Origin of the sequence: Paenibacillus sp. CF384 (genome assembly GCF_900106745.1) — a bacterium.
In the GTDB taxonomy this organism is placed as follows: Bacteria; Bacillota; Bacilli; order Paenibacillales; family Paenibacillaceae; genus Paenibacillus_Z.
The window spans coordinates 23,244-44,179 of sequence record NZ_FNNV01000018.1 but is presented as its reverse complement, the minus strand read 5'-3'; the positions used below and the strand labels follow the sequence as shown (position 1 = coordinate 44,179).

Here is a 20,936-nt window from a genome sequence, read left to right as displayed (position 1 = left end):
CCGAGGGATGCTTGTCGTAATCAGGCGTACAGCACAAAGGCCTGCCTACCGGATCGTAAGCAAGGCCTTTGTACCGAACATTACACTTTAATACAGCTGTCCGTAATTTCTTTCCATGTGGTATATAACTCGACGATTCGATTGACTTCTTGACTTTGACCGCTCTGAACCACAATCATCTCAATCTCTTTCACCGCTCGTAATGTATGGAGAGTTTTCATTGGAATATGAAGGATATTGCCTGCCTTTACATGCATGTAATTCCCGTTCTGAAGGAACTCCCCTTCGCCGTTCACGATGGTCCATACTTCTTCTCGGTACGTATGCATGCGGTAGCTAAGGTTTTCTCCAGTTCGGATTCCAACACGCTTGGTAGCTACACACCGGCCATCCTCATAGATCTGGTCGTCAAGAACTCTGACCCAGCCCCATTTGCGTTCTTCATATTTCGGCTTCTGATTGTAGTTGATATAATCTTTGATTCTAGTGCTTGCGCTCTTGCTGGAAACCAGAATTCCGTCAGGACTGGCTGCGACAACGATATTCGACAAGCCCACAATGGAGACGGGAATATCGATTTCGTTGATTAAATGCGTATTGTTACAATCCTCGCTTATGGTTCCTTTACCAATTTGGTTATTTCTCATTTCTTCGGTCAACGTATTCCAAGTACCGAGGTCCTTCCAGCCCCCTTCATAGGGAACCACCACGATACTGCTGGCTTTCTCTACAACCTGATAGTCAAAGCTAATCTTAGGAAGGAGCTGATATTGCTTACGCAGCTCATCATATTGAATCGGCATGTTCAACTGCTCCAGAAGCGAAATCAGATAGCCGAGCTTAAACGAGAATACGCCGCAGTTCCACAGAGCCTGCTGTGCCAGAAGCTCCACGGCTTGCGCTTCTGTCGGCTTTTCGCGGAAATTAAGAACTTGCTTATATTCTTTATCCAGAGTTTCTTCGGCAACTGCAGGAATAATGTATCCATATTTGGAAGATGGATAAGTTGGCTTTACGCCTATCAAGGCCAAATCGGCTTTCGATTCGTTCAGCACGTCTTCCAATTCCTTAATGGTTTCAAAGAAATTATTGTCTACCAATGGATCCACAGGCACGATCGTAATCGTCTCACTCAAGCTAACCTCTTCAACCGAGTAGAGATATACGGCAGCCAAAGCGATTGCAGGAAACGTATCTCTGCGCTCCGGTTCAATAATTAACGGAACGTCTGTACCAATCTGACTTTGCATCATTTCAACCTGGCTTTGACTGGTTGCGATGTAACTATGCTCACTTAGACGGCTGGTTTCCAGCTGTCCCCATAACTGCTGTACCATCGAAATCAATTGCTGCTCATCATTCTCGAGTACCTTAAGAAACTGCTTCGATCTAGCATCATTAGAAAGCGGCCAAAGCCTAGTTCCGGAACCACCGGATAGCAGAATAAGTTTCATCCTTCACTCCTCCATTCTCTCTACGAAACGAAATTCCATGAAACAGCAAATTGGGAGCAGCTTATGAAAGCCACTCCCAATCTGTGGATTAATTCAATCGATAATATTCACAATACCAATCCGTGAAATGCTGCAATCCTGCTTCAATTGACGTCTTCGGCTTAAACGCAATGACTTTATCTAATAATTCCGTTGATGCATAAGTAGCAGGCACATCGCCGGGCTTAATCGGTTCAAATACTTTCTCGAAGAATACTTCCTTGCCTAATGAAATGCTCAGGCACTTCTCCAGCGTTCCAATGAAAGTCATTAATTTCTCCGGGCTATTATTGCCGATATTATACACTTGATGGGGAGCATTCTTCTCCGCTGACGGAGGGTTACTGAGCAAACGCTCGATCCCTTCCACAATGTCATCGACATAGGTGAAATCTCGGTACAAGTCATTCTCGTAATCACCGTTGTTGAAGATTTTAATTGGCTTACCTGAGAAATAGTGCTGCGTAAAGCCAAAATAAGCCATGTCCGGCCGACCTAATGGGCCATACACCGTAAAGAAACGTAATCCCGACGTTGGTATCTGATACAAATGACTGTACGTATGAGCCATTAATTCGTTGGACTTCTTGGTAGCCGCATAGAGGGATACAGGTTGATCAACGCGATCGGACTCCTCGAAGGGAACCTTCTGATTGGCGCCGTAGACGGAGCTTGAAGAAGCATAGAGGAGATGCTCAACAGGGTAATGTCTGCATGCCTCAAGAATCGTATGGAAGCCGACAATATTACTTTGAATATAAACATCGGGGTTCTCTATCGAGTACCTAACACCGGCTTGAGCGGCTAAATTCACCACAACATGAGGCTTATATTCCTCAAATGCAGACATGATCAGATTCTTATCCGAGATATCACCTTTAATAAAGGTAAACCTCTTGTAGGGCTGCAACAGATCTAATCGCGTATATTTAAGGTTGATGTCGTAGTAATCATTGATGTTGTCAATCCCAATTACGCGGCAGCCTTGTTCCAATAGTTTTCTGGCTAGATAATAACCGATGAACCCTGCCGCCCCGGTAATTAGATAAGTCTTACTCTTATCAAGAATACTGTAATTCAATGTGCTTCGACTCCTTCAACCTATCTTTTCTTGCAGACATTCTTCCAATGGAGTGATACTCTACCCCTGCCTCTTGCATCTGTGCAACACTGTACATATTTCTCCCATCATAGACTAGTGGAGTTCTCATCAGGTTCTTATAGGTATCCGGAGATACTGCCTTTACCTCTCCCCATTCCGTAAAGAGAAAACACACATTGGCTCCGTCCAAAGCCTGCTCGATAGTAGAGGCATACGTCATACTTCCGCTTCCATTCTTGCCTGCCGGATGCTGTTTAGCAAAGTTCTCCGCTCCGACCGGATCATACGCCCATATATCCGCACCTTGCTCCAGTAATAATGGAATATTCTCAAGCGATGCAGCTTCCCTCAAATCATCCGTTCCCGGCTTAAAGGTTAAGCCTAAGACGGCTACCTTAAGACCATTGAAGGTAATGAGCCTTTTACTGGCTTTCCTGTATAAGAGCGTCTTCTGTTCTTTGTTAACATCAATCGCAGCCTCGACCGTCTTTAACTCATAGCCCTGCTGCCTTGCTATGTACGCTAATGCTTTCGTATCCTTCGGAAAACATGAACCGCCGTAACCTATTCCGGCATTTAAGAATTTGCTTCCAATCCGTTCATCGTAGCTCATTCCTCTCGCAACATCCTCGATGTCCGCACCGACAAGCTCGCATAGATTGGCAATATCATTCATATAGGATATCTTTAGCGCTAAGAAATCATTGGAAGCATATTTGATCATTTCTGCCGATCTTCTGTTTACCGCTACGATAGGCAAATGAAAAGGCTGATAGATCTGCTTAAGCAGCTCCTCAGCCCATTTGCTTTCCGTTCCTATAATAATTCGCTCGGCGTGCAAGGTGTCATGTACGGCCGAACCTTGTGCCAGAAATTCCGGATTCGATGCTACTTCCACATTCACATCATGGACTAAGAAATCCCGAATGAATTGCTCCACCTTGTCATTGGTACCTACAGGAACGGTTGATTTGACTACAATCAAGCAATCCTTCTCTACCGATTCCGCAATCTGCCTGGCGACTGTTGCGATGTAGGTAAGATTGGCAGATCCATCCGGCTGCTCCGGCGTTCCTACACCGATAAAGATAGCATCAGCATCTCTGTAGGATGCTTTGTAATCCGTCGTATAAGTGATTCTCCCCGCTTCATAATTTCGCTGCATCAAGGCTTCCAATCCCGCCTCATAAATCGGGGAAACACCGGATTGCATGACCTTTACTTTATTCTCATCTATATCCACACAAGTGACTTGATGTCCGACTTCCGCAAAACATACGCCTGCAACCAATCCGACATACCCGGTTCCCGCAACTGCGATTTTAAACATGTAAAGCCCCCTCTTATTTTGTCTTAAGGCCCGCTAACAACAACTCCCGATGGGCTTCGCATTCTATAAAATTTTGCATCGCTAACAAGTTAGGTTTGGAGTACCTTTGTTTTAATAGCCGGCCATTCAGCAGCTTTCGATCGATTCTTGACATCCATTTACCTAGTCCGGAGAAAGCCTTTAGATAGGCCTCTGTATTGGTATGGGCAAATTCCTGATATCGCCGCTCTACAAAACCCTCTTGGCTTATTTCCTCAGATCGGCTATAGAAGCCATTAAGTATGTTGTCCACTTCGCTGCCTTGAGCTGCTCGGATTACATGCTTCTGTTTGACAACCGGTACATAATTGACTTCCAATCGTTCGCCAATATGTATCTTTATCAATAGACTGGATTGCCAATACTCACTATCCATATAATCAAATATGAAATTGCCATGTCCATAAATGATCTTGGAATCCAGATAATTTTCATAAGCTCCGACACAATGACTATGCTGGCAGATGACAAGATCTGCGCCTTTCTGCACCATTTTCCTGCATACTCGCTGAACATTGGGAGATGGATATCGATAGTGCTCTTTTCCGCCGTGGTATAGCACAATCACGTAATCACACTTTTGTTTAAGTTCTTGTATATGATCAAGACTCTCTAGTGGATCAAATGGATTCGCCCCTGCAGAGGTAGCAGTGGCTATCGTAAATTCATTCTCCGCACAAGCATAGATGCCTACGGAAATGCCATCTTGATGAAGGATATGAGGTTTAGCAGCTTCAACGACATTGTCTGCAGCTCCCACGAAGGGAATATTGTATTGCTCCAGTAAGCGCTTCGTACTATGGAATCCTTGCGTTCCCTGGTCTAAGATGTGGTTATTAGCTAGTGTCACTAGTGTAGGCTGTAATTGCTTTATACCGTGTATGGTTCTTGTCTTGGCTATAAGATTAGGGCCGGTTTTCGCAATCGGCGTTTCTTGATCCGTAAGCGGAACTTCTAAATTAAACACTCTCATATCCGAGGCGTTCCAAATCTTGAACAGCTCTTCCCCAAGCAATGCACGAATATCTCCTTGAGCGAATAAATCTTCATTTGATCCAGTCGGAACCAGATCACTTGCAATCAATATTTCCACGTATGCTCACCCTCTTACTATGAAATGAAACGACTTATTCTTTACCACTTTTTTATCACGATTCCTTGGGTCAATGGTGTCACAGTGTTTCTTCTCCGCAGCTTAGTAGATAACATACTCGTTAAGTAGACGTAACTATCTATATTGAATAAGTGGGACGCCCCGACATAGATGATTGCACCACCGACAATTTGTAACAACAGAATCAAGATTGCCGGAAGTGCCAGCCATGAGATCGTATAGATGCTCCCACCCATTACAAGCGATAATAATAAGGAAGGTGCTAAATCGCGGAATTGTTCCCGCATGGAGTAATTCATCAATTTTTTATTTGGCATCATATTGATGATCATGGAGATACATGCAAAAACAGCATTGGATAGTGCAATTGCATAGACGCTTATATTCATACTGATCAGCAAGAGAGATACACCGATTATTTTCTTAATAATCTCCAGCTTCACAAGCATGTCGCTTCTTCCGAGTGCCTTAATGGCTTGCCAGTTAGCCGTTTGCATCGGTTGAAACAACCAATAAACGCAGCATATCTGCAAGAAGGGAACGGCGGCCGCCCATTTCTGAGTCAATAAAACCACGATTAATGAGGGTGCAATGCTCAAGAGGCCAATCATAAGTGGAAAGATCAAATAAGCGGTAATTTTCATGGACCGCCTGGTTACATTTTTCAAGTGAGCGACATCGTGATTTACTTCTGCCATCGCCGGGAATAACACTTTACCAATCGCTGTATCGATGCTGTTAATCAGAAGTGTAGGAAACTGATTGCCTCGGTTGTAATAAGCCAATGCTGTCACTGTATACAGCTTGCCTATCATCAAACTTCTTAATTCGAAATAGAAGATATTAATAAAATTAGCGGCTACAAGCTTCCATCCAAATCCTACAAGCTTCTTGATAGCCTCCATCGAAAATAACAATTTTGGTCTCCATGGCGCTATAAAGAAAAGCACGATTGTATTTACGATCGCATTCACTAAATATTGGGCTACAAGCGACCATACACCGTACCCGAGATAGGCCATCCCAATACCAATCAAACCGGAAGCTATCGTCCCGCCAATGGTCGATATAAACATCTTTTTAAACATCATTTTCTTCGATACATAAGCCTGTTGAATGGTAATAATCGACGACAGAGGCAGTATAAGTGCAATGACTCGCAATACCGATACTAATTCGGAATTGTCATAAAAAGCGCCAATAAATGGTGCAGAGAAGAACAATATTGTATAAAGAGCTATAGAGAATACCACGCTAAAATAAAAGAGAGAAGAAAAGTCCGTTTCATCTGCATCCTTTTTTTGAATCAATGTTTCGCCCATACCGTTTGTGACAAAAACATTCGCCAAATTGGTAAATACCAGTACCAACGCGATTAATCCGTACTCGCTGGGCATGAGCAGCCGCGCTAACAGGATCGACAAAATGAATGAAACGCCCTGCGAAACAATGCGTTCGCTGAATGCCCAAAATACGCCCGATACTACTTTATTCTTTAATCCGCTATCTCTCATGTTATCTCCACTCCGAAAAAATCCACCTTCAACAACATCGCAATGATTAATTGTTGAAGGTGGATTAGGGTTACCTTCCTTTAATAGATCCTTTAACAAGCGAATTAGGCTGCTTCTCGTGCAAGTAAGGTAACACCAGTTTATCGCCGATCATTTTGTTGTTCTCTACAGGGTAAAACGTGCCAATGCCGTTATTCGGATAAAACGTCATTTCGCCGAAATAAATTTTGCCGGCAAAATTATAGAAATCGATTCTTACAAATGGAAATCCATTGGCCAGCAATGTAGCGTAACATAACATTTCATCCAAATTATGCGGCTTTGGGATTTCTACCGAAGAATTAGCTACAATAAACCGTAAATCCATTTGGGACCAGTCCACATTGTAATAATTTCTTCGGTGCTCGCCAAAGCGATCGATGTCCAATTGAATGATTTCCGGTTTACCATGAAAGCATAAGATCTTGAAGTCGGCCGGTGAACGGCCATTATCATCCAGATACTCTTCAATGATGATTAATGGCTTGATATCCTTGTATGCCCACTCCCTGCCATAGAAGTAATGATTGGATTTTAAGTAGCCTTTAATTTTAGAGAAGGCTTGATTGAAATCCATTTTACTCTTATCTTTGCATATTATGTTTTGACCGCTGCCGTGATTTACCTTGATGACAAAGGAGTCCGGCAGTGCCGCTAGATCTATGTCCTCTACCTTTTCGTAGACGCCATAGAGTTTATTTAATACCTCGCTGCCTATCTTCTCCTCCACATAACTCCGTACCGCATATTTATCCGCACACTTCGTCATCATCGGATTATGCCAGTGAAGCTTAAACCATTGGATCTTTTCATTAATCGTCTCCGGATTGCTTAGATCGATTTTCTTACCCATTTGTTTTCTGTATTGCATTTTGATGTAGAGTTCGTCAGGGACAAAGCTGGAAATTTTCTTCCTGGCTTCCCTCGCTTTAATTACCGCTGTATATAAGATTGGGCTGCGCTTTATTATGTCTTTAACCCTCATTCATTTGACCTCCCAAGAGATAGAGAATCCAACAACAATAACCCGTCATACGATGATGACGAGATCGTTTTGAAGCTGTTAGTTAAATATTTACAAGCGCATGTTGAATCTTCCCAACCCAATTACGGTAATCGAATTTATTTTCGGCGCATTCCCTTGCATTCGTTGATAGCTCCACGATTTCATCCGGTGTCATTGTAAGTGCTTGACTTACTTTCTCGTAACACACTTCGATATTGCAGCCATCAAAGATTAAACTATTCACATTATCCTCCAGATAATATTTCGTATAATCTCCAACGCGCGACACGATCGGTACTACACCATAACACATGACTTCCGGTACTTTACTTGGAAAGTTAGCCAGCGTCATTTGGTTCTCTTCCCTAGCCAGCACCAGGAAATGCATCGCCTGATACAATGTAATCAACTCTTTGTATTTCATCCATTTGTGGATGACGATGATATCTCTTAGGTTCTCATATTCTTCCGGAGTCAATAATCCTATAATTTGCTCCTCCTTGACTCCGCACAAATGCAATTCAGTACGTTTCTTTTGTTGCGAGGTCAACCGGCTAAAACTTTTTAGGATCACTTCGATGGAATCCTTCATGAGCCCATTGCCTGGAAAAACAAATTTAATCTTATCAAACGACTTCGTTCCGATGGGATGTTCGCGTACATCGGCCATAATCGGCAAGCGCATCGTATTACAGTTTTTCTCAATCAAATAGTTTTGGATATAACTTGAGATGGGAAAAAGCAAGTCATGTCGGGGGAGAAATCGATCGTAATAAGTACTATAAGCTTTCCCTTCGCGCCTTGACTTAAATGCGCTGGCAGGAAACCACTCTGTTGCCACGCATGCAGTCTTGAATCCAATTTTCTCCTTGTACTTTAAAACTTCTCGATGCACGTATAAGTCCGGAGAATATAACAGTACAATATCTTCACTCGTCAAATGATGCCTCTTCAATATATTGACTAAGATACGCCCCTTCCCATAGTCAAATTCTAAGCGGCGTAATATTCTTTTCTTAGATATTTGAAATGGAATGATCTTAATTGTTTTATAGGACATGAAACCCTCTTGCTCTTGAAGCGTAAACTCTTCATTAATATTGCTAATCACGTAAACATCGTAATTCGCCTCCTTCAATGCATAGCTTAAATACTGAGTGTAATTAGCTGCTGCCGATCCGCGAGGGTAGTTTAAAAAACCAAAAAGAAAGATTCGTTTATTCATTGCAGTCCTCCACTAGTTATCCTATTGTTCTCTCTATTTAGGAATTATTTTCAACCATTTTTAATCGCAATCCCGTCATATACCGCACCTTTAATCACCGGGGTCCTTGTTCTTGGCTCGCTATAGCGCTTACGCTCCTTAGCTTCGCTCATCAATGAAACTCCGCGACCAATAAAAATAAGCACGAATAATGTACTAAGATTCCAACCAAATTTAAAATAGACGGACAAGCCGCCTAATGCTGCCAAATAGAAAAAACTCATAAACCGACATCCGATAATATAGGCTTGTTCCTCAAGCGTTAACCGATCCTTGTTTATTTTTCTAAATAAGCCACCGATCACACCAAATAAACAAAGCACCGGCACAATGCCATAATGAAACATGATATAGATAAATTGATTATCAAAGTATCGATAGTTTGTATTCCCAAGAAAGGTATAACTTCCATGCTGTCCATTTCCCCATAGCAAACTGGCTGCATCTACTTGCGAGAAGAAAGTCTCGTACTGACCGGATCGCGTATCCTCACCCATCCGGTTAAATAAACCCTCCGTAACACTAGGCAGCAGAATGATAATTAAGAGGAAGACGAGCACCACGCTAAAGGCGGCAACAATTTTCCGGAGTAAAGCATTCTTACCAGCGCTGTAGGCTAACATCGTATACAAAAGCAAGATGCATTGAACCATCCAGCCTCGGGATTGAATAAGAAAAGCACAAATTAATAAACAAATCCCTAGCACTAACTTAAATGTTCGATGGTGCTTTTTACTTTCGGGCATGCCCAGTGCGTAGCACCAATAGGCACTAATCACAATTGAAAACATTTCCTTACTTGGCGATGTTCTTGTTTCCGCTGAGAACCCATACTGGAATACAAAAGTTAAGCTGCTCCACAAAATCAAAGCAACCATCAGGATAACAATGTATGGAATCATTCTTTTTACACTATTGAATATGGCCTTCTCATACCCTAGCAAATACAATAAAGGAATAAGAATAATATTGATAGAAACATCATCCAGAAGAACTTCTTGGACATTCGTTTCGTAGATGGCATAAAAACCCCAAACAATAAATACGAGGGTGCTTATATATACAAATAATAGTGCTTTTCCCTTCTTCTGATTACTCCAGATGCAAATAAACAATAACAGATAAAGTAAATAACTCCCCAAAGTGCAGCATAAGGATGTAAGGTTTGAATAGTGGTGTATATACGTAAAAGCCTTAGAATTGGCCTCTCTCACCCAAGTCCCCGTAACGCCCGGAACAATTAATTGAATGAGCATCAGCACAATAATGCCGGTAAAGAGAATACCGATTAAATCCACTTTCATCTCGTTTGGCTTCATGTTCATGAGCACCCTTTTATCCCGTTTATTTCTCTAATAAATTTATCGATAATGATATCTACTTGATATTCTTCTTTCATTTTTTTCTTGGCTGCTTTCCCTGCTTCATTGCAAAATGCCGGATTCGTCACACAATAATTAATTGCTGCTGCCAGCTCGCTGACGTTATTACGCCTCACCAGAATACCGTCTGACATGTTGTTAATTAAGTCGCTGGGGCCAGTCGGGCAATCCGTGGAGATACACGGCAAGCCGACAGCCATCGCTTCCATTAAGGCGTTCGGCATCCCTTCATAGTTTGACGATAAAACAAACAGATCGGTAGATACCAGCGCTTCAGCGACGTTCGATACTCTTCCTCTAAACGTTACAGCATCCTGAATGCCCCGCTTCTTCACCAAATCCTTCAAATTATCTGCTTCTTCACCCGCCCCGTACAAGCTCAATCGTAAGGTCGGATTAGTTTCATAAGCCACTGCAAAAGCCTCGATTAACAGCTCCTGGTTCTTCTGGGTATTCAATCTCCCGAATGTAGCTATTTCCTGAATGGAGTCCCGCTTCGGATAATGAGAATCGATTAATTCATTGCTAACCGGATTCGGAACCACAAGCGTTTTACGCTTTGCAAATTTCGGAAAAAAGCCGGCTTGTTCTTCCGTTTGAAGCATTATACCGGTTGAACACAACGCAACGATCTTACCAACGGCTCTCTTTCGTTTCGAATCCGGATATTGAAACGGGTTATTTCTAACCGTAGAAACGAAAGGAATATTCATAAATCGCGATGCAACAAAGAAGTGGTTCACTTGATCCGGCAAGAAGGGAATGATGATGTGGGGGTCGACTTCGCGTATCGTCCGTCTCATGGCTGCGAGTTTTTTCGCAAAATACTTGATTCGGCTTTCACCCTTATTTTTAGGCAGTAGATGAATATGTACTTTGTCAGATATCGGATATTCATGCTGTACCCGTTCATACAGGATTAAATGAACTTCGTACCCTCTCTCAGCAATACCGCTTGCTAATATGGAGACCACACGCTCCGCGCCTCCGGAAGAAAGAGAATTCGTTACAAATAAATACTTGTCAACAGCCATATCACTAATCCCCTTCAAGCAAAATTCAACTTCCAGCGCGCTTAGCCGATATGCCTATAATACATTTCGATTAGCTCTTCATTGCCATACTCATGCTTAATTAAATACTCACTAAGCTGCTTACTCTTGCGGGGATCATTTATTAAGTTTATAACGGCTTGCGCGATTTGATCCGGCTCCAGCGGGACAATGATACCTTCTGCATCCTCAATAATTTGATCCTTCACGGTATCATAATTCGAAACAATGATCGGTTTCGCCAGAATTTTAGCTTCATCCAGCGCAACGGACTTCCCTTCGTATCGAGAGGGCTGCACGAAAATATTACAATGATAGTAGTAGGGATATGGATTCTCCCTAATCCCCAATAAGATGAATCGCTGCTCAACATGAGCTTCAATAATTTGCTTCTGCAGCTTCTCTCTAAGCTCACCTTGGCCGATAATGTACCAGATAAAATTGATGTTCTGATCCTGCATGACTTTTGCCGCCTGAATGGCCACATCAAATCCTTTTTGAGTGACAAGCCTGCCAATGGAAAGCAGGATCACCTTATCAGGATCACTTCGCCTGGCCTCCACATACTCAACCGGTTGGAACTCCCTCGCCATTTGCTTGATCAAAGATGATGATGTGAGATTGGGGATGTAAACGGTTCGAGCCGCGGCATCAGGAAAGCTATCACAGAATATATTTACACACTCATCAGAGATGGAGACGATTTTATCGAATTTCGCAACATACGGCCGATCCAACTCTTTATTGAAGCCCTCAGCGTTGTAATCGTTGTGCACCCAAATCATTTTTTTCTTGGCATGCACCTTATCCGCGACGTAGTACATTGCTTCACCATGCATATACGAAATGGCTACGTCATAATCGCCGGGCAGTTCCTTAATCGCTTGCTTAAATAACAGGTTCCAGCGAATCTGAGATCCCAAATTTCGGTTGCTTTTATATTTGACTCGCGTCAAAAAGACACCTAAATACCTTCTAATATTAGAATTCAAAGATGACAATTGTTTCATGCCATCTGCATCGAGCGCCTTAAACGCATATTTCAACGTGTTCGGTATGGGTAGAATGTTAACCTCTTTGGGCACCTGTTTGATGAAAATGCCCTCTTGTTTAAATAACAGCAGATCTACGCGGTACGTTGAATAATCAAACAGATTTAAGAGATTGACTAAGCTCTTTTCTGCTCCGCCGGTTGTTAATGTTGGGATGACAAAGAGAACCTTTTTCATTCGCTTAAAACCCCTACTTGATTATTTTTGTTTGCGGTCAATACGTATTGATATAAACGAGTTAATCGGTTTATGTGCCCTTCAAAGGAGTAGCCTTGCCTCACGATATTCACACTGGAATCTCCGTATTGCCTGCAGAGCTCTTCATTCTGGAGCATCTTTATTAAAGCATCGCTGAGCTTCTCTACATCCCCGGGCTTACAAGCATAACCGTTCTTCCCATCATGAACGATTTTGGGAACGCCGCCTACGCAGGTGCTTACAACTGGCATCCCATAGCCCATTGCATCTAAGATAGCCATTGGCATCCCTTCGTTGTAGGAAGGAAGAAAGAAGATGTCGCTCTCACGGAGCAGCCGATCTTTGTCTTCGCCTCTTACCCAGCCAGGGAAGAGCACATGCTGTTCCACGCCTCTTTCGAATAACGCATGCCTTACCGATTCAATATCTCCGCTGCCGCCGAGTACAAATTTCACACTTGGAAATTTGCGAGCGACCCGCTCCACAACAGCCGGGATGTCGTAACAGCCCTTTCGCTGTCCAATTTCACCTAAGAAGAGAATCTGATGATTGCTGCTTCGGTTTGCTCTCTCTTGTATGGCATCTTCATGGATTCTGCTATAATTCTCAATGACTTCAATTCTCTCATGCTGCACGATCGTACTAAGCCGTTCTTTCCATTCCGTAGAAAGGGCAAGCATGGTCGTACATTTGTTATATGCTTTTTGAACAAGCTTCTTCTTCCCGGGACTCGCGTTTATATAGAAGGAATCGAAATCCGCACCGTGACAATGATTGATAATAGGGACCTTAAACCAGGAGGCCATGTAGATAAACGGCAGCTTCCGATAGAAACTCGGTCCGAATGAAGAATGAATATGGACAAGCTCTGGTTTCTCCATCAGAAGCACACGGAGAAAATCAACGTATCCCGCAATGGCTTTGAAGAGCTTTCTGTATTTGTCCCCGTCCATATAAGATTCAACATATCTGACTTGATAGTCATTCTCCAATATAGACCCACGGTACCCGCCTACGACTGCAGCGATTCCACCTTTGACCAAGGGATGTTGAACAATCATACAGATTTTAGGATGCTTAGCCATAGATTCATTTCCCTCTCGCTACAAGCCATATAAACCTCGTGTTCGTATGAAAATACCTCTTAAACAACCGTTTGGGATCCTGTATCAGCCTGTACAGCCATTCTAAATTATGGTTCTGCATCCATTCAGGAGCACGTGCTATATTCGCTGCATAATAATCAAATCCGGCTCCAATGCCGATCATCAAACCGTTCACCTTGCCCTGATGAGCTGCCATCCACTTTTCCTGCTTCGGTGCCCCGAGCCCAACCCATATAAAATCAGGTTTACTTGCATTGATCAGCTCAACAATGGCTTTATCCTCTTCATCTGTCATCGGTCGGAACGGAGGACTGTATAGCCCGGCGATTTCAATGCCTGCATGACTATCCTTCAGCTTGGTATGCAGCTTGTTTAACGTTTCTTCAGTAGAACCATAGAAGAAGTGGCGGTACCCTTTCTCTACCGAAACCTGAAAAACTTCCTCCATAAGACTAGGACCGGTCGTCCTGGCCATGTTCTCATATCCGCGTTTTCTGCCAATGCTAGATAGTGGACCCCCGTCTGGAATGGCCAAAATACCGCCATTCTGAACAGCCCGATACTCCGGCTCTTCATAGCTGATTACGGTAGTATGAACGTTGGAAACACAAATATAGTCACCGGCTAATTTCTCGATATTCTCATTCAAATAGTCAAGCAGCCACTTCATATTAATTGCAGCTACATTCACCCCTAGAATGTTGCATGTAGGGATCTTCGACTTATCAACTGTGCGAATAATCACGAGATACCTCCTCACAACGAAAAAGGGCATCTTTGGGATGCCCTTCTCTGCTCATGAATTTGATATTATATGTAGAAACTCAGTGCGCCAGCATGAGCTGATTGTAAGAATCCTCAGCTCTGACTCGCTTCAAATCTTCATCTACCATCATCTGAATCAGCTGATGGAATCCAACCTTTAATTCCCAGCCTAGTTTTTCCTTCGCCTTTGTGCAATCTCCGAGCAACAAATCCACTTCGGCAGGGCGCACAAATTCTTGATCTATGACTACATAATCCTCATAATTTAATCCCACATAGGAAAATGCCACTTCAAGAAGCTCTTTAACAGTGTGCATTTCACCTGTTGAAATTACATAATCTTCTGGCTCATCCTGTTGGAGCATCAGCCACATCGCTTTCACATAATCCCCTGCAAAACCCCAATCGCGCAACGAATCGAGATTGCCCATTCTAAGCTCTTTTTGCAGACCCAGCTTAATTCTGGCAACCGCATCTGTTACTTTACGTGTAACAAACTCTTGTCCGCGGCGAGGCGACTCATGATTAAATAAAATGCCGGAGCAAGCAAACATTTGAAAGCTTTCCCGATAGTTGACTGTAATCCAATGCCCATACACCTTAGCTACCCCATATGGACTGCGTGGATAGAATGGTGTTGTTTCCTTCTGCGGTGTTTCCACTACTTTTCCATACATTTCACTGCTCGATGCTTGGTAGAATCTCGCAGTAGGCTTAATAATCCTTACGGCCTCCAGCATATTCGTGACAGATAATGCCGTGATTTGGCCCGTCAGTAAAGGCTGTGGCCAAGAAGCCGCCACAAAGGATTGAGCTGCCAGATTATAAACTTCATCCGGGTCAGAAGCTTTGACTGCCTCAATAAGGGAGGCGAGATCTGTCAGGTCTCCTGAAATCCATTTGATCTGATCTTTAATGTGGCTCACATTCTCGTAATTAGGCGTACTGGTCCTTCTTCTCAACCCATAGACCTCATAGCCTTTATCAAGCAGGAGTTCTGCCAGATAGGATCCATCTTGACCGGTAATACCCGTAATTAGAGCACGCTTTTGCATATGTTTTCCTCCACTTGATCTTTTTTATTGGTTAACTAAACAGTCATTTTGGAATGCCATGTATGCGGATCTAACGCCGTCCTCCAAGGAGATTCTAGCCTTCCAGCCTAGACGGTTGATCTTCGTAACATCAACCAATTTCCTTGGTGTTCCATCCGGCAACGAGGTATTGAATCGTATCTCTCCTTGATAGCCCACTATTCGCTTGATTAATTCCGCCAACTCTCGAATGGAAATATCATCGCCTACGCCGACATTCACGATTTCACTATCCGCATATTGTTCCATTAGAAATAGGCACGCTTCTGCCAGATCATCCGAGTGTAGAAACTCACGTCTCGGCTGTCCTGTTCCCCATACCTCAACGTGATCGGCATTAGCTGCTTTAGCTTCATGAAACTTCCGGATAAGTGCAGGTAATACATGTGAAGTCTTCAAATCGAAGTTATCATTTGGCCCATACATATTGGTAGGCATTACGGAGATGAATTGTGTTCCATATTGACGGTTATAGGACTGACACATACTAATCCCGGCAATTTTGGCAACGGCGTATGGTTGATTGGTAGGCTCAAGCTCACCGGTCAACAGATATTCTTCCTTAAGCGGCTGCGGTGCAAACTTCGGGTAAATGCATGTGGAGCCCAGAAACATGAGTTTCTTCACGTTGGCACGATAAGCGGAATCGATCACATTCGTTTGAATCAGTAAGTTATCACGAATGAAATCTGCCGGAAAATCATTGTTCGCCACGATACCGCCTACTTTAGCCGCAGCCAGAAACACATAGTCAATGTGATGATTCTGGAAGAAGTCCTGAACTTGATCAAACTTCCTTAAATCCAGCTCTTTACTGGATCGGTAAATTAAATTCTCGTACCCTCTTCTCTCTAATTCCCTTAGAATTGCCGAACCTACCAAACCTCTATGGCCGGCAACGTATATCGTCGAGCTCTTATCCATATTTGCACCTCGAATCAAGTTAAAAGGCATCTTTCCTGCCAACGATTACTTTTACGGTCTTGCACATAATTTTGATATCGAAGTAAATGCTTCTTTGTTCGATGTAGGCCAGATCTAACTCCACCATCTCACCGAAGCTTAAGCCGTTTCTGCCGCTGATCTGCCACAAACCGGTGCAACCGGGCATTGCTTTGAGTCGTAATTTGTCATAACTCGTATATTCCGCTACTTCTCTGGGTAAAGGTGGCCTGGGGCCGACAATGGACATTTCGCCTTTAATGACATTCCATAGCTGCGGCAGTTCATCGATACTGGTTTTTCTGATGAACCTCCCGACTCTTGTAACACGGGGATCTTCTTTCATCTTGAACATGGCTCCATGAATTTCGTTCTGACTTAATAGCTCATCAAGCAAGACTTCTGCATTGGATACCATCGAGCGGAACTTATACATGCGAAACGGTTTTTCATTTTTGCCGATCCGAACCTGATGAAAAAAAATAGGACCACGCGGGTCCTCCACTTTGATTATAATCGCTACGATAATGAACAAAGGAATTAAGCAGATCAGCCCGATAGCTGCACAAACAATATCAATTGCTCGTTTCAGCATCAGGTACTGAACAAGACCTCTTACTCTCTCTCTCGATTGCATTGAAGCAGAAAGCTTGGCTTTGAGCACGACATCCCCATCATTGCGCTGTGTGGATAAACTCATTCTTTCCCACCTGTCCTACATTTTATATTTCTTCAAACGTTCATGTTCAAGTGTCTCTTCAAGCGCTGTAAGTAGAGGAAGACGTAATTCATTATTGAGCAGTGCAAAATCAATCATTGTCGTAATAAAACCAAGTTTCTCACCAACATCATAACGTTTGCCATCAAAATCATAGGCATAAACACCTTGAAATTCATTTAACCGCTGAATGGCATCCGTCAGTTGAATTTCTCCACCTGCTCCGACTTCTTGATTCTCTAGAAAATCAAAGATTTCAGGTGTTAGAATGTATCTGCCCATAATAGCCAAATTAGAAGGCGCAGTACCTAACTTGGGTTTCTCTACAAAACGATTGACAGAATAGAGCTTGCCATAAGCCTCTAGAGGGTCAACTACCCCATAACGCTCAGTCATTTCAATGGAAATAGCTTGAACACCAATTACGGACCGTTGTACTTGCTCATATTGTGCGATCAACTGTTTGGTGCATGGCATGTCGGCAACTACGATATCGTCTCCTAAGAGCACGGCAAATGGTTCATTCCCGATGAACTTACGAGCACACCATACCGCATGTCCCAAACCTTTCGGTTCTTTCTGCCGGATATAATGAATATCGACACTTGATGATTTGCGCACTTCCCCGAGCAGCTCCATCTTCCCTTTCTCCATCAAGCTGGATTCCAGCTCGAAAGCAATGTCGAAGTGGTCCTCGATTGCACGCTTCCCTTTGCCCGTAACGATAATAATATCTTCGATCCCGGAGGCTATTGCTTCTTCCACGATGTATTGAATGGTAGGTTTGTCTACAATCGGAAGCATCTCTTTGGGCATAGCCTTCGTTGCTGGTAAGAATCGCGTCCCTAAACCTGCAGCTGGAATGATCGCTTTTCTAACCTGTTTCATCATCATCCACCCCTATTATTCTAATTTCTTAAGGAATATGCTGCTGTTAAAAAAACCAGCTATACCTTTATTTGCATTAAAAACATAGCTCGTTTTTTTAGCCGTTTATGGCCGCAGTATTTGAGGGCATTAAACCCTGCCTCACATCACACCCTTGACGATGAACGTCTAAGGCTGGCAAGCCAGCCCACAGCATGATCGAGTGCCTACGTGTGATACAGGTCCAGTAGACATCACCTATGGAATGTTCACTTGCCGCAAACATTTATTTTCTACCGTAATAATAGTAATATTGTCCATCATGCTTAGAGCGCTCATTATTATTGAGAACGACACCTAATATGCGGGATTTGGCATGCTCCAAGCTGGCTTTCGCTTTCTTTAGAAGCTCTTTCTTCACTTTGCCTGCATGAATGACAAGGATGATTCCGTCGCAATAGGAAGTAACAATAAGGCTATCAGCTACTGGAAGAACCGGCGGCGTATCAAAGAGAATGACATCGAACATGCTCTTCAGCTCATCGACCAGTGTATGCATGCGCTGCGACCCCAATATTTCAGAAGGATTAGGCGGAATAGGCCCGGATGTGAGGACGAAGAGATTTTCTACACTCGTCTCCTTAATAACATCCGCAAGTACTTGCTGATTCAGAATGGCACTGGTAAACCCCGATCGATTCGTTAGTTGAAATATATGATGTAAGGTAGGTCTCCGCAGATCCGTATCAACGAGAAGCACTCTCTTCCCTTCTTGTGCGTAAGTCACGGCAAGATTCGTAATCGTAGTTGTCTTGCCCTCTCCTTCACTAGCAGAGGCAACCATAAGCACTTTCATGGGTTGATCAATTGCAGAGAATTGTATATTCGTACGCAAGGTGCGATACGCTTCAGAGATTGGAGACATCGGATTAATAGCCGAAATGAGATGGCGCTGCTTATTGTCTTGCTGTGACATATGTGCCTTCACCTACTTTTTTTTCGGATATACGCGTCTTTCGGGGATTCAAATCTGATTTACTGATCTTCGTAATATTTGACAGTACCGGCAGCTCGAGCGATTGGAGAACATCATCTTCACTCTTGATTGTGTCATCCAAGTAATCGAGCAAGAAGACAAAGCCGATCGCCAGCATTAGAGATACGATAAAGCTCAAGGCGATGTAGAAAATAGGGCTTTTATTAATTGAAGATCCATCTGAGTTTGGATTCGCTTCTGACAAAATGGTAACGTTATCCACCTTCATAATGGACGGGATTTCATTCTTGAAGACTGTAGCAACGGCATTCACGATATGGGCTGCCCGTTCATAAGAAATGTCTGTTGCGCGTATATTCATGACCTGTGAATCACTCGCTGCACTAACTTCCAACAAGGAGCTTAGCTCGCCGGGTGAAGCTTTTAAATCAGGATAGTTACTCACTACTTTGTTTAAGATGGCTGACGAATTGATGATTTCTTTATAAGAGCTTATAAGCCTGATATTAGATTGAATGACATCCCAGTCTATTGTTCTTGTGCCGCCAACTTCAAAGGATTGACTCACAATCAGTTTCGCAGTAGCTTGATATACCAGGTCTGTGTAAAGGTAGGTTTTAACCCCGATTAACACACAAGTCACCATTACGATTGCTGAGATAAGGAGGAGCCTCTTGCGAATGATCTTCAAATAATCCTTCAGTTCCACTTAAATACCTCCAGTTAAATAATTTAGAAATATCATTTTATAGAGAAAAAATTGGAGTATTGTGAATGTCAGCAGGTATAATCGGTGCTTCTCTGGGTAATGAATAATACCAGTTGATTGATACAATTTGTATCTCTTTTCATGATTTACTTTACGATACGAATCGTAGCATGTCAATAGTTTTTTCATGCTTTCAGATACAATGTGACATTTCGTAGCAATGAATGCATTTGTAAGCGTTTCGTATTAATATGGAGTTATAGCCTGTTAGGAGGAGAAATATGAATATTGGTGACCGTATTGCCAAACTGAGGGATGATCGGGGTTGGACACAAGAACAGACAGCGGGATTACTTGGAATCTCACGCGCAGCCTTATCCCATTATGAGAAAAACCGCCGAGAACCGGATACGGAAACACTATCTAAGTTTGCCGATTTATTCAAAGTTTCTGTCGACTACCTTGTCGGAAGAACGAATGTGCCTCATATCACATTGGACGAGCCTGTTCGTGAATTTGTTGACCAGCTGGAGCTCTCCGAAGAAGATTTGCTAAGCAGACTTGCGCTGGCTATCGATGGAAAGAAATTATCACCGGAAGAAACAAGACGTTTCGTCGCTTTCGTTCGAGCAGAGAGAAATATGAAATAGTTCTTCTATTAAATAGTAAAACCATAGTCCGTATCGACTATGGTTTTTATTGTCCGCTTATTTATTTCTTTGTAGTGGAGGTAAATCTGAAGGCCATTTGGAAAGATCAATACCAAGCTGCTCCATAATAGTGAGTACATCCAACTCAATCGTTCCCTTAGATAAATGCGCATCTTTGCTTTGATCTTCAATTTTTCTCATACCTCGGCTCCGACTCCCTCTATTTATAATGAATCTAACGCCTTCCGCTCGAACTTAGCTGCAACTCTGGTTACTTCAACTACATGAACCTCGCCCGTTATTATTTATCTCTCTACATCTGGTTCTACTTGTCTTCACTAATTATATCCAACCTCATCCAAAAAGGATGTCGAAGGTTGTGGGACCTTTCTCACATTTAAAATCTTTTTTTGTCGATTATCCGTACATTTTATTAACTTATGATAGAATTGTTAACATTCGTTTACAAACAAAAAATAGACCACTCTTTTGAGAAAAGTGGC

At 42.9% G+C, this 20,936-nt stretch carries 20 protein-coding genes; 1 reads left to right on the top strand and 19 read right to left on the bottom strand.

What is annotated here, in order from left to right; genetic code table 11:
* Positions 1–80 precede the first annotated feature (80 nt).
* From BLW29_RS24455 to BLW29_RS24370, 18 genes are all read right to left on the bottom strand, one after another.
* Entirely contained in the window at positions 81–1,454 is a 1,374-nt protein-coding gene (locus tag BLW29_RS24455; protein ID WP_090984555.1) for a sugar phosphate nucleotidyltransferase, read from the bottom strand.
* A gap of 88 nt (positions 1,455–1,542) precedes the next feature.
* Positions 1,543–2,574, bottom strand: coding sequence for a GDP-mannose 4,6-dehydratase (locus tag BLW29_RS24450; protein ID WP_090984553.1), 1,032 nt, complete (start codon positions 2,572–2,574; stop codon positions 1,543–1,545).
* Positions 2,555–3,925, bottom strand: coding sequence for a UDP-glucose dehydrogenase family protein (locus BLW29_RS24445; protein ID WP_090984551.1), 1,371 nt, complete (start codon positions 3,923–3,925; stop codon positions 2,555–2,557). Before BLW29_RS24445 ends, BLW29_RS24450 begins: the two co-directional genes overlap by 20 nt.
* Before the next feature lie 13 nt (positions 3,926–3,938).
* Positions 3,939–5,057 (bottom strand): CapA family protein, encoded by a 1,119-nt coding sequence (locus tag BLW29_RS24440; protein ID WP_090984549.1) that lies wholly within the window; start codon positions 5,055–5,057, stop codon positions 3,939–3,941.
* 41 nt (positions 5,058–5,098) lie between these two features.
* Complete coding sequence (locus tag BLW29_RS24435) at positions 5,099–6,691, bottom strand: lipopolysaccharide biosynthesis protein (protein ID WP_143044457.1); 1,593 nt, start codon at positions 6,689–6,691, stop codon at positions 5,099–5,101.
* Entirely contained in the window at positions 6,663–7,616 is a 954-nt protein-coding gene (locus tag BLW29_RS24430; RefSeq protein WP_090984545.1) for an ATP-grasp fold amidoligase family protein, read from the bottom strand. Before BLW29_RS24430 ends, BLW29_RS24435 begins: the two co-directional genes overlap by 29 nt.
* 82 nt (positions 7,617–7,698) lie before the next feature.
* Positions 7,699–8,862 carry a glycosyltransferase gene (locus BLW29_RS24425; protein WP_090984543.1) on the bottom strand — a complete coding sequence of 388 codons (1,164 nt, stop codon included), beginning with the start codon at positions 8,860–8,862 and terminating at the stop codon, positions 7,699–7,701.
* 50 nt (positions 8,863–8,912) lie between these two features.
* A complete protein-coding gene (locus tag BLW29_RS24420) occupies positions 8,913–10,220 on the bottom strand; it encodes a hypothetical protein (protein WP_143044456.1) in 1,308 nt (435 codons plus the stop codon).
* Between the two features lie 2 nt (positions 10,221–10,222).
* On the bottom strand, positions 10,223–11,317 hold the full coding sequence (locus BLW29_RS24415) for a glycosyltransferase (protein WP_090984540.1): 1,095 nt from the start codon (positions 11,315–11,317) through the stop codon (positions 10,223–10,225).
* A 41-nt stretch (positions 11,318–11,358) separates the two neighbouring features.
* Complete coding sequence (locus BLW29_RS24410) at positions 11,359–12,564, bottom strand: glycosyltransferase (RefSeq protein WP_090984538.1); 1,206 nt, start codon at positions 12,562–12,564, stop codon at positions 11,359–11,361.
* Positions 12,561–13,670 (bottom strand): glycosyltransferase family 4 protein, encoded by a 1,110-nt coding sequence (locus tag BLW29_RS24405; protein WP_218147133.1) that lies wholly within the window; start codon positions 13,668–13,670, stop codon positions 12,561–12,563. The genes BLW29_RS24410 and BLW29_RS24405 overlap by 4 nt, the downstream gene beginning before the upstream one ends.
* Before the next feature lie 4 nt (positions 13,671–13,674).
* Positions 13,675–14,436, bottom strand: a complete 762-nt coding sequence (locus BLW29_RS24400) for a WecB/TagA/CpsF family glycosyltransferase (RefSeq protein WP_218147132.1) — start codon at positions 14,434–14,436, stop codon at positions 13,675–13,677.
* Positions 14,437–14,515: 79 nt separating this feature from the next.
* Positions 14,516–15,511 (bottom strand): GDP-mannose 4,6-dehydratase, encoded by a 996-nt coding sequence (gene gmd / locus BLW29_RS24395; protein WP_090984535.1) that lies wholly within the window; start codon positions 15,509–15,511, stop codon positions 14,516–14,518.
* Between the two features lie 24 nt (positions 15,512–15,535).
* Positions 15,536–16,474, bottom strand: a complete 939-nt coding sequence (locus tag BLW29_RS24390) for a GDP-L-fucose synthase family protein (RefSeq protein WP_090984533.1) — start codon at positions 16,472–16,474, stop codon at positions 15,536–15,538.
* Positions 16,475–16,493: 19 nt separating this feature from the next.
* Positions 16,494–17,192, bottom strand: a complete 699-nt coding sequence (locus tag BLW29_RS24385; RefSeq protein ID WP_090984531.1) for a sugar transferase — start codon at positions 17,190–17,192, stop codon at positions 16,494–16,496.
* Positions 17,193–17,207: 15 nt separating this feature from the next.
* Positions 17,208–18,098 (bottom strand): UTP--glucose-1-phosphate uridylyltransferase GalU, encoded by an 891-nt coding sequence (galU, locus tag BLW29_RS24380; RefSeq protein WP_090984529.1) that lies wholly within the window; start codon positions 18,096–18,098, stop codon positions 17,208–17,210.
* Positions 18,099–18,363: 265 nt separating this feature from the next.
* Positions 18,364–19,053, bottom strand: coding sequence for a CpsD/CapB family tyrosine-protein kinase (locus BLW29_RS24375; RefSeq protein ID WP_090984527.1), 690 nt, complete (start codon positions 19,051–19,053; stop codon positions 18,364–18,366).
* Positions 19,034–19,783, bottom strand: a complete 750-nt coding sequence (locus tag BLW29_RS24370; RefSeq protein WP_090984525.1) for a YveK family protein — start codon at positions 19,781–19,783, stop codon at positions 19,034–19,036. The genes BLW29_RS24375 and BLW29_RS24370 overlap by 20 nt, the downstream gene beginning before the upstream one ends.
* A 281-nt stretch (positions 19,784–20,064) precedes the next feature.
* Between BLW29_RS24370 and BLW29_RS24365 the strand changes: the two genes are divergently transcribed.
* Complete coding sequence (locus BLW29_RS24365) at positions 20,065–20,433, top strand: helix-turn-helix domain-containing protein (RefSeq protein WP_090984523.1); 369 nt, start codon at positions 20,065–20,067, stop codon at positions 20,431–20,433.
* Positions 20,434–20,490: 57 nt separating this feature from the next.
* Here BLW29_RS24365 and BLW29_RS31540 read toward each other — a convergent pair whose 3' ends face one another.
* Entirely contained in the window at positions 20,491–20,634 is a 144-nt protein-coding gene (locus BLW29_RS31540; protein WP_177186808.1) for a hypothetical protein, read from the bottom strand.
* Positions 20,635–20,936 lie beyond the last annotated feature (302 nt).

Coding starts and splice junctions, on each gene's coding strand:
- BLW29_RS24455 (WP_090984555.1), bottom strand. CDS start 1,454: ATGAAACTTATTCTGCTATCCGGTGGTTCCGGAACTAGGCTTTGGCCG.
- BLW29_RS24445 (WP_090984551.1), bottom strand. CDS start 3,925: ATGTTTAAAATCGCAGTTGCGGGAACCGGGTATGTCGGATTGGTTGCA.
- BLW29_RS24430 (WP_090984545.1), bottom strand. CDS start 7,616: ATGAGGGTTAAAGACATAATAAAGCGCAGCCCAATCTTATATACAGCG.
- BLW29_RS24425 (WP_090984543.1), bottom strand. CDS start 8,862: ATGAATAAACGAATCTTTCTTTTTGGTTTTTTAAACTACCCTCGCGGA.
- BLW29_RS24420 (WP_143044456.1), bottom strand. CDS start 10,220: ATGAAGCCAAACGAGATGAAAGTGGATTTAATCGGTATTCTCTTTACC.
- BLW29_RS24415 (WP_090984540.1), bottom strand. CDS start 11,317: ATGGCTGTTGACAAGTATTTATTTGTAACGAATTCTCTTTCTTCCGGA.
- BLW29_RS24410 (WP_090984538.1), bottom strand. CDS start 12,564: ATGAAAAAGGTTCTCTTTGTCATCCCAACATTAACAACCGGCGGAGCA.
- BLW29_RS24405 (WP_218147133.1), bottom strand. CDS start 13,670: ATGGCTAAGCATCCTAAAATCTGTATGATTGTTCAACATCCCTTGGTC.
- gmd (WP_090984535.1), bottom strand. CDS start 15,511: ATGCAAAAGCGTGCTCTAATTACGGGTATTACCGGTCAAGATGGATCC.
- BLW29_RS24390 (WP_090984533.1), bottom strand. CDS start 16,474: ATGGATAAGAGCTCGACGATATACGTTGCCGGCCATAGAGGTTTGGTA.
- BLW29_RS24385 (WP_090984531.1), bottom strand. CDS start 17,192: ATGAGTTTATCCACACAGCGCAATGATGGGGATGTCGTGCTCAAAGCC.
- galU (WP_090984529.1), bottom strand. CDS start 18,098: ATGAAACAGGTTAGAAAAGCGATCATTCCAGCTGCAGGTTTAGGGACG.
- BLW29_RS24375 (WP_090984527.1), bottom strand. CDS start 19,053: ATGTCACAGCAAGACAATAAGCAGCGCCATCTCATTTCGGCTATTAAT.
- BLW29_RS24365 (WP_090984523.1), top strand. CDS start 20,065: ATGAATATTGGTGACCGTATTGCCAAACTGAGGGATGATCGGGGTTGG.
- BLW29_RS31540 (WP_177186808.1), bottom strand. CDS start 20,634: ATGAGAAAAATTGAAGATCAAAGCAAAGATGCGCATTTATCTAAGGGA.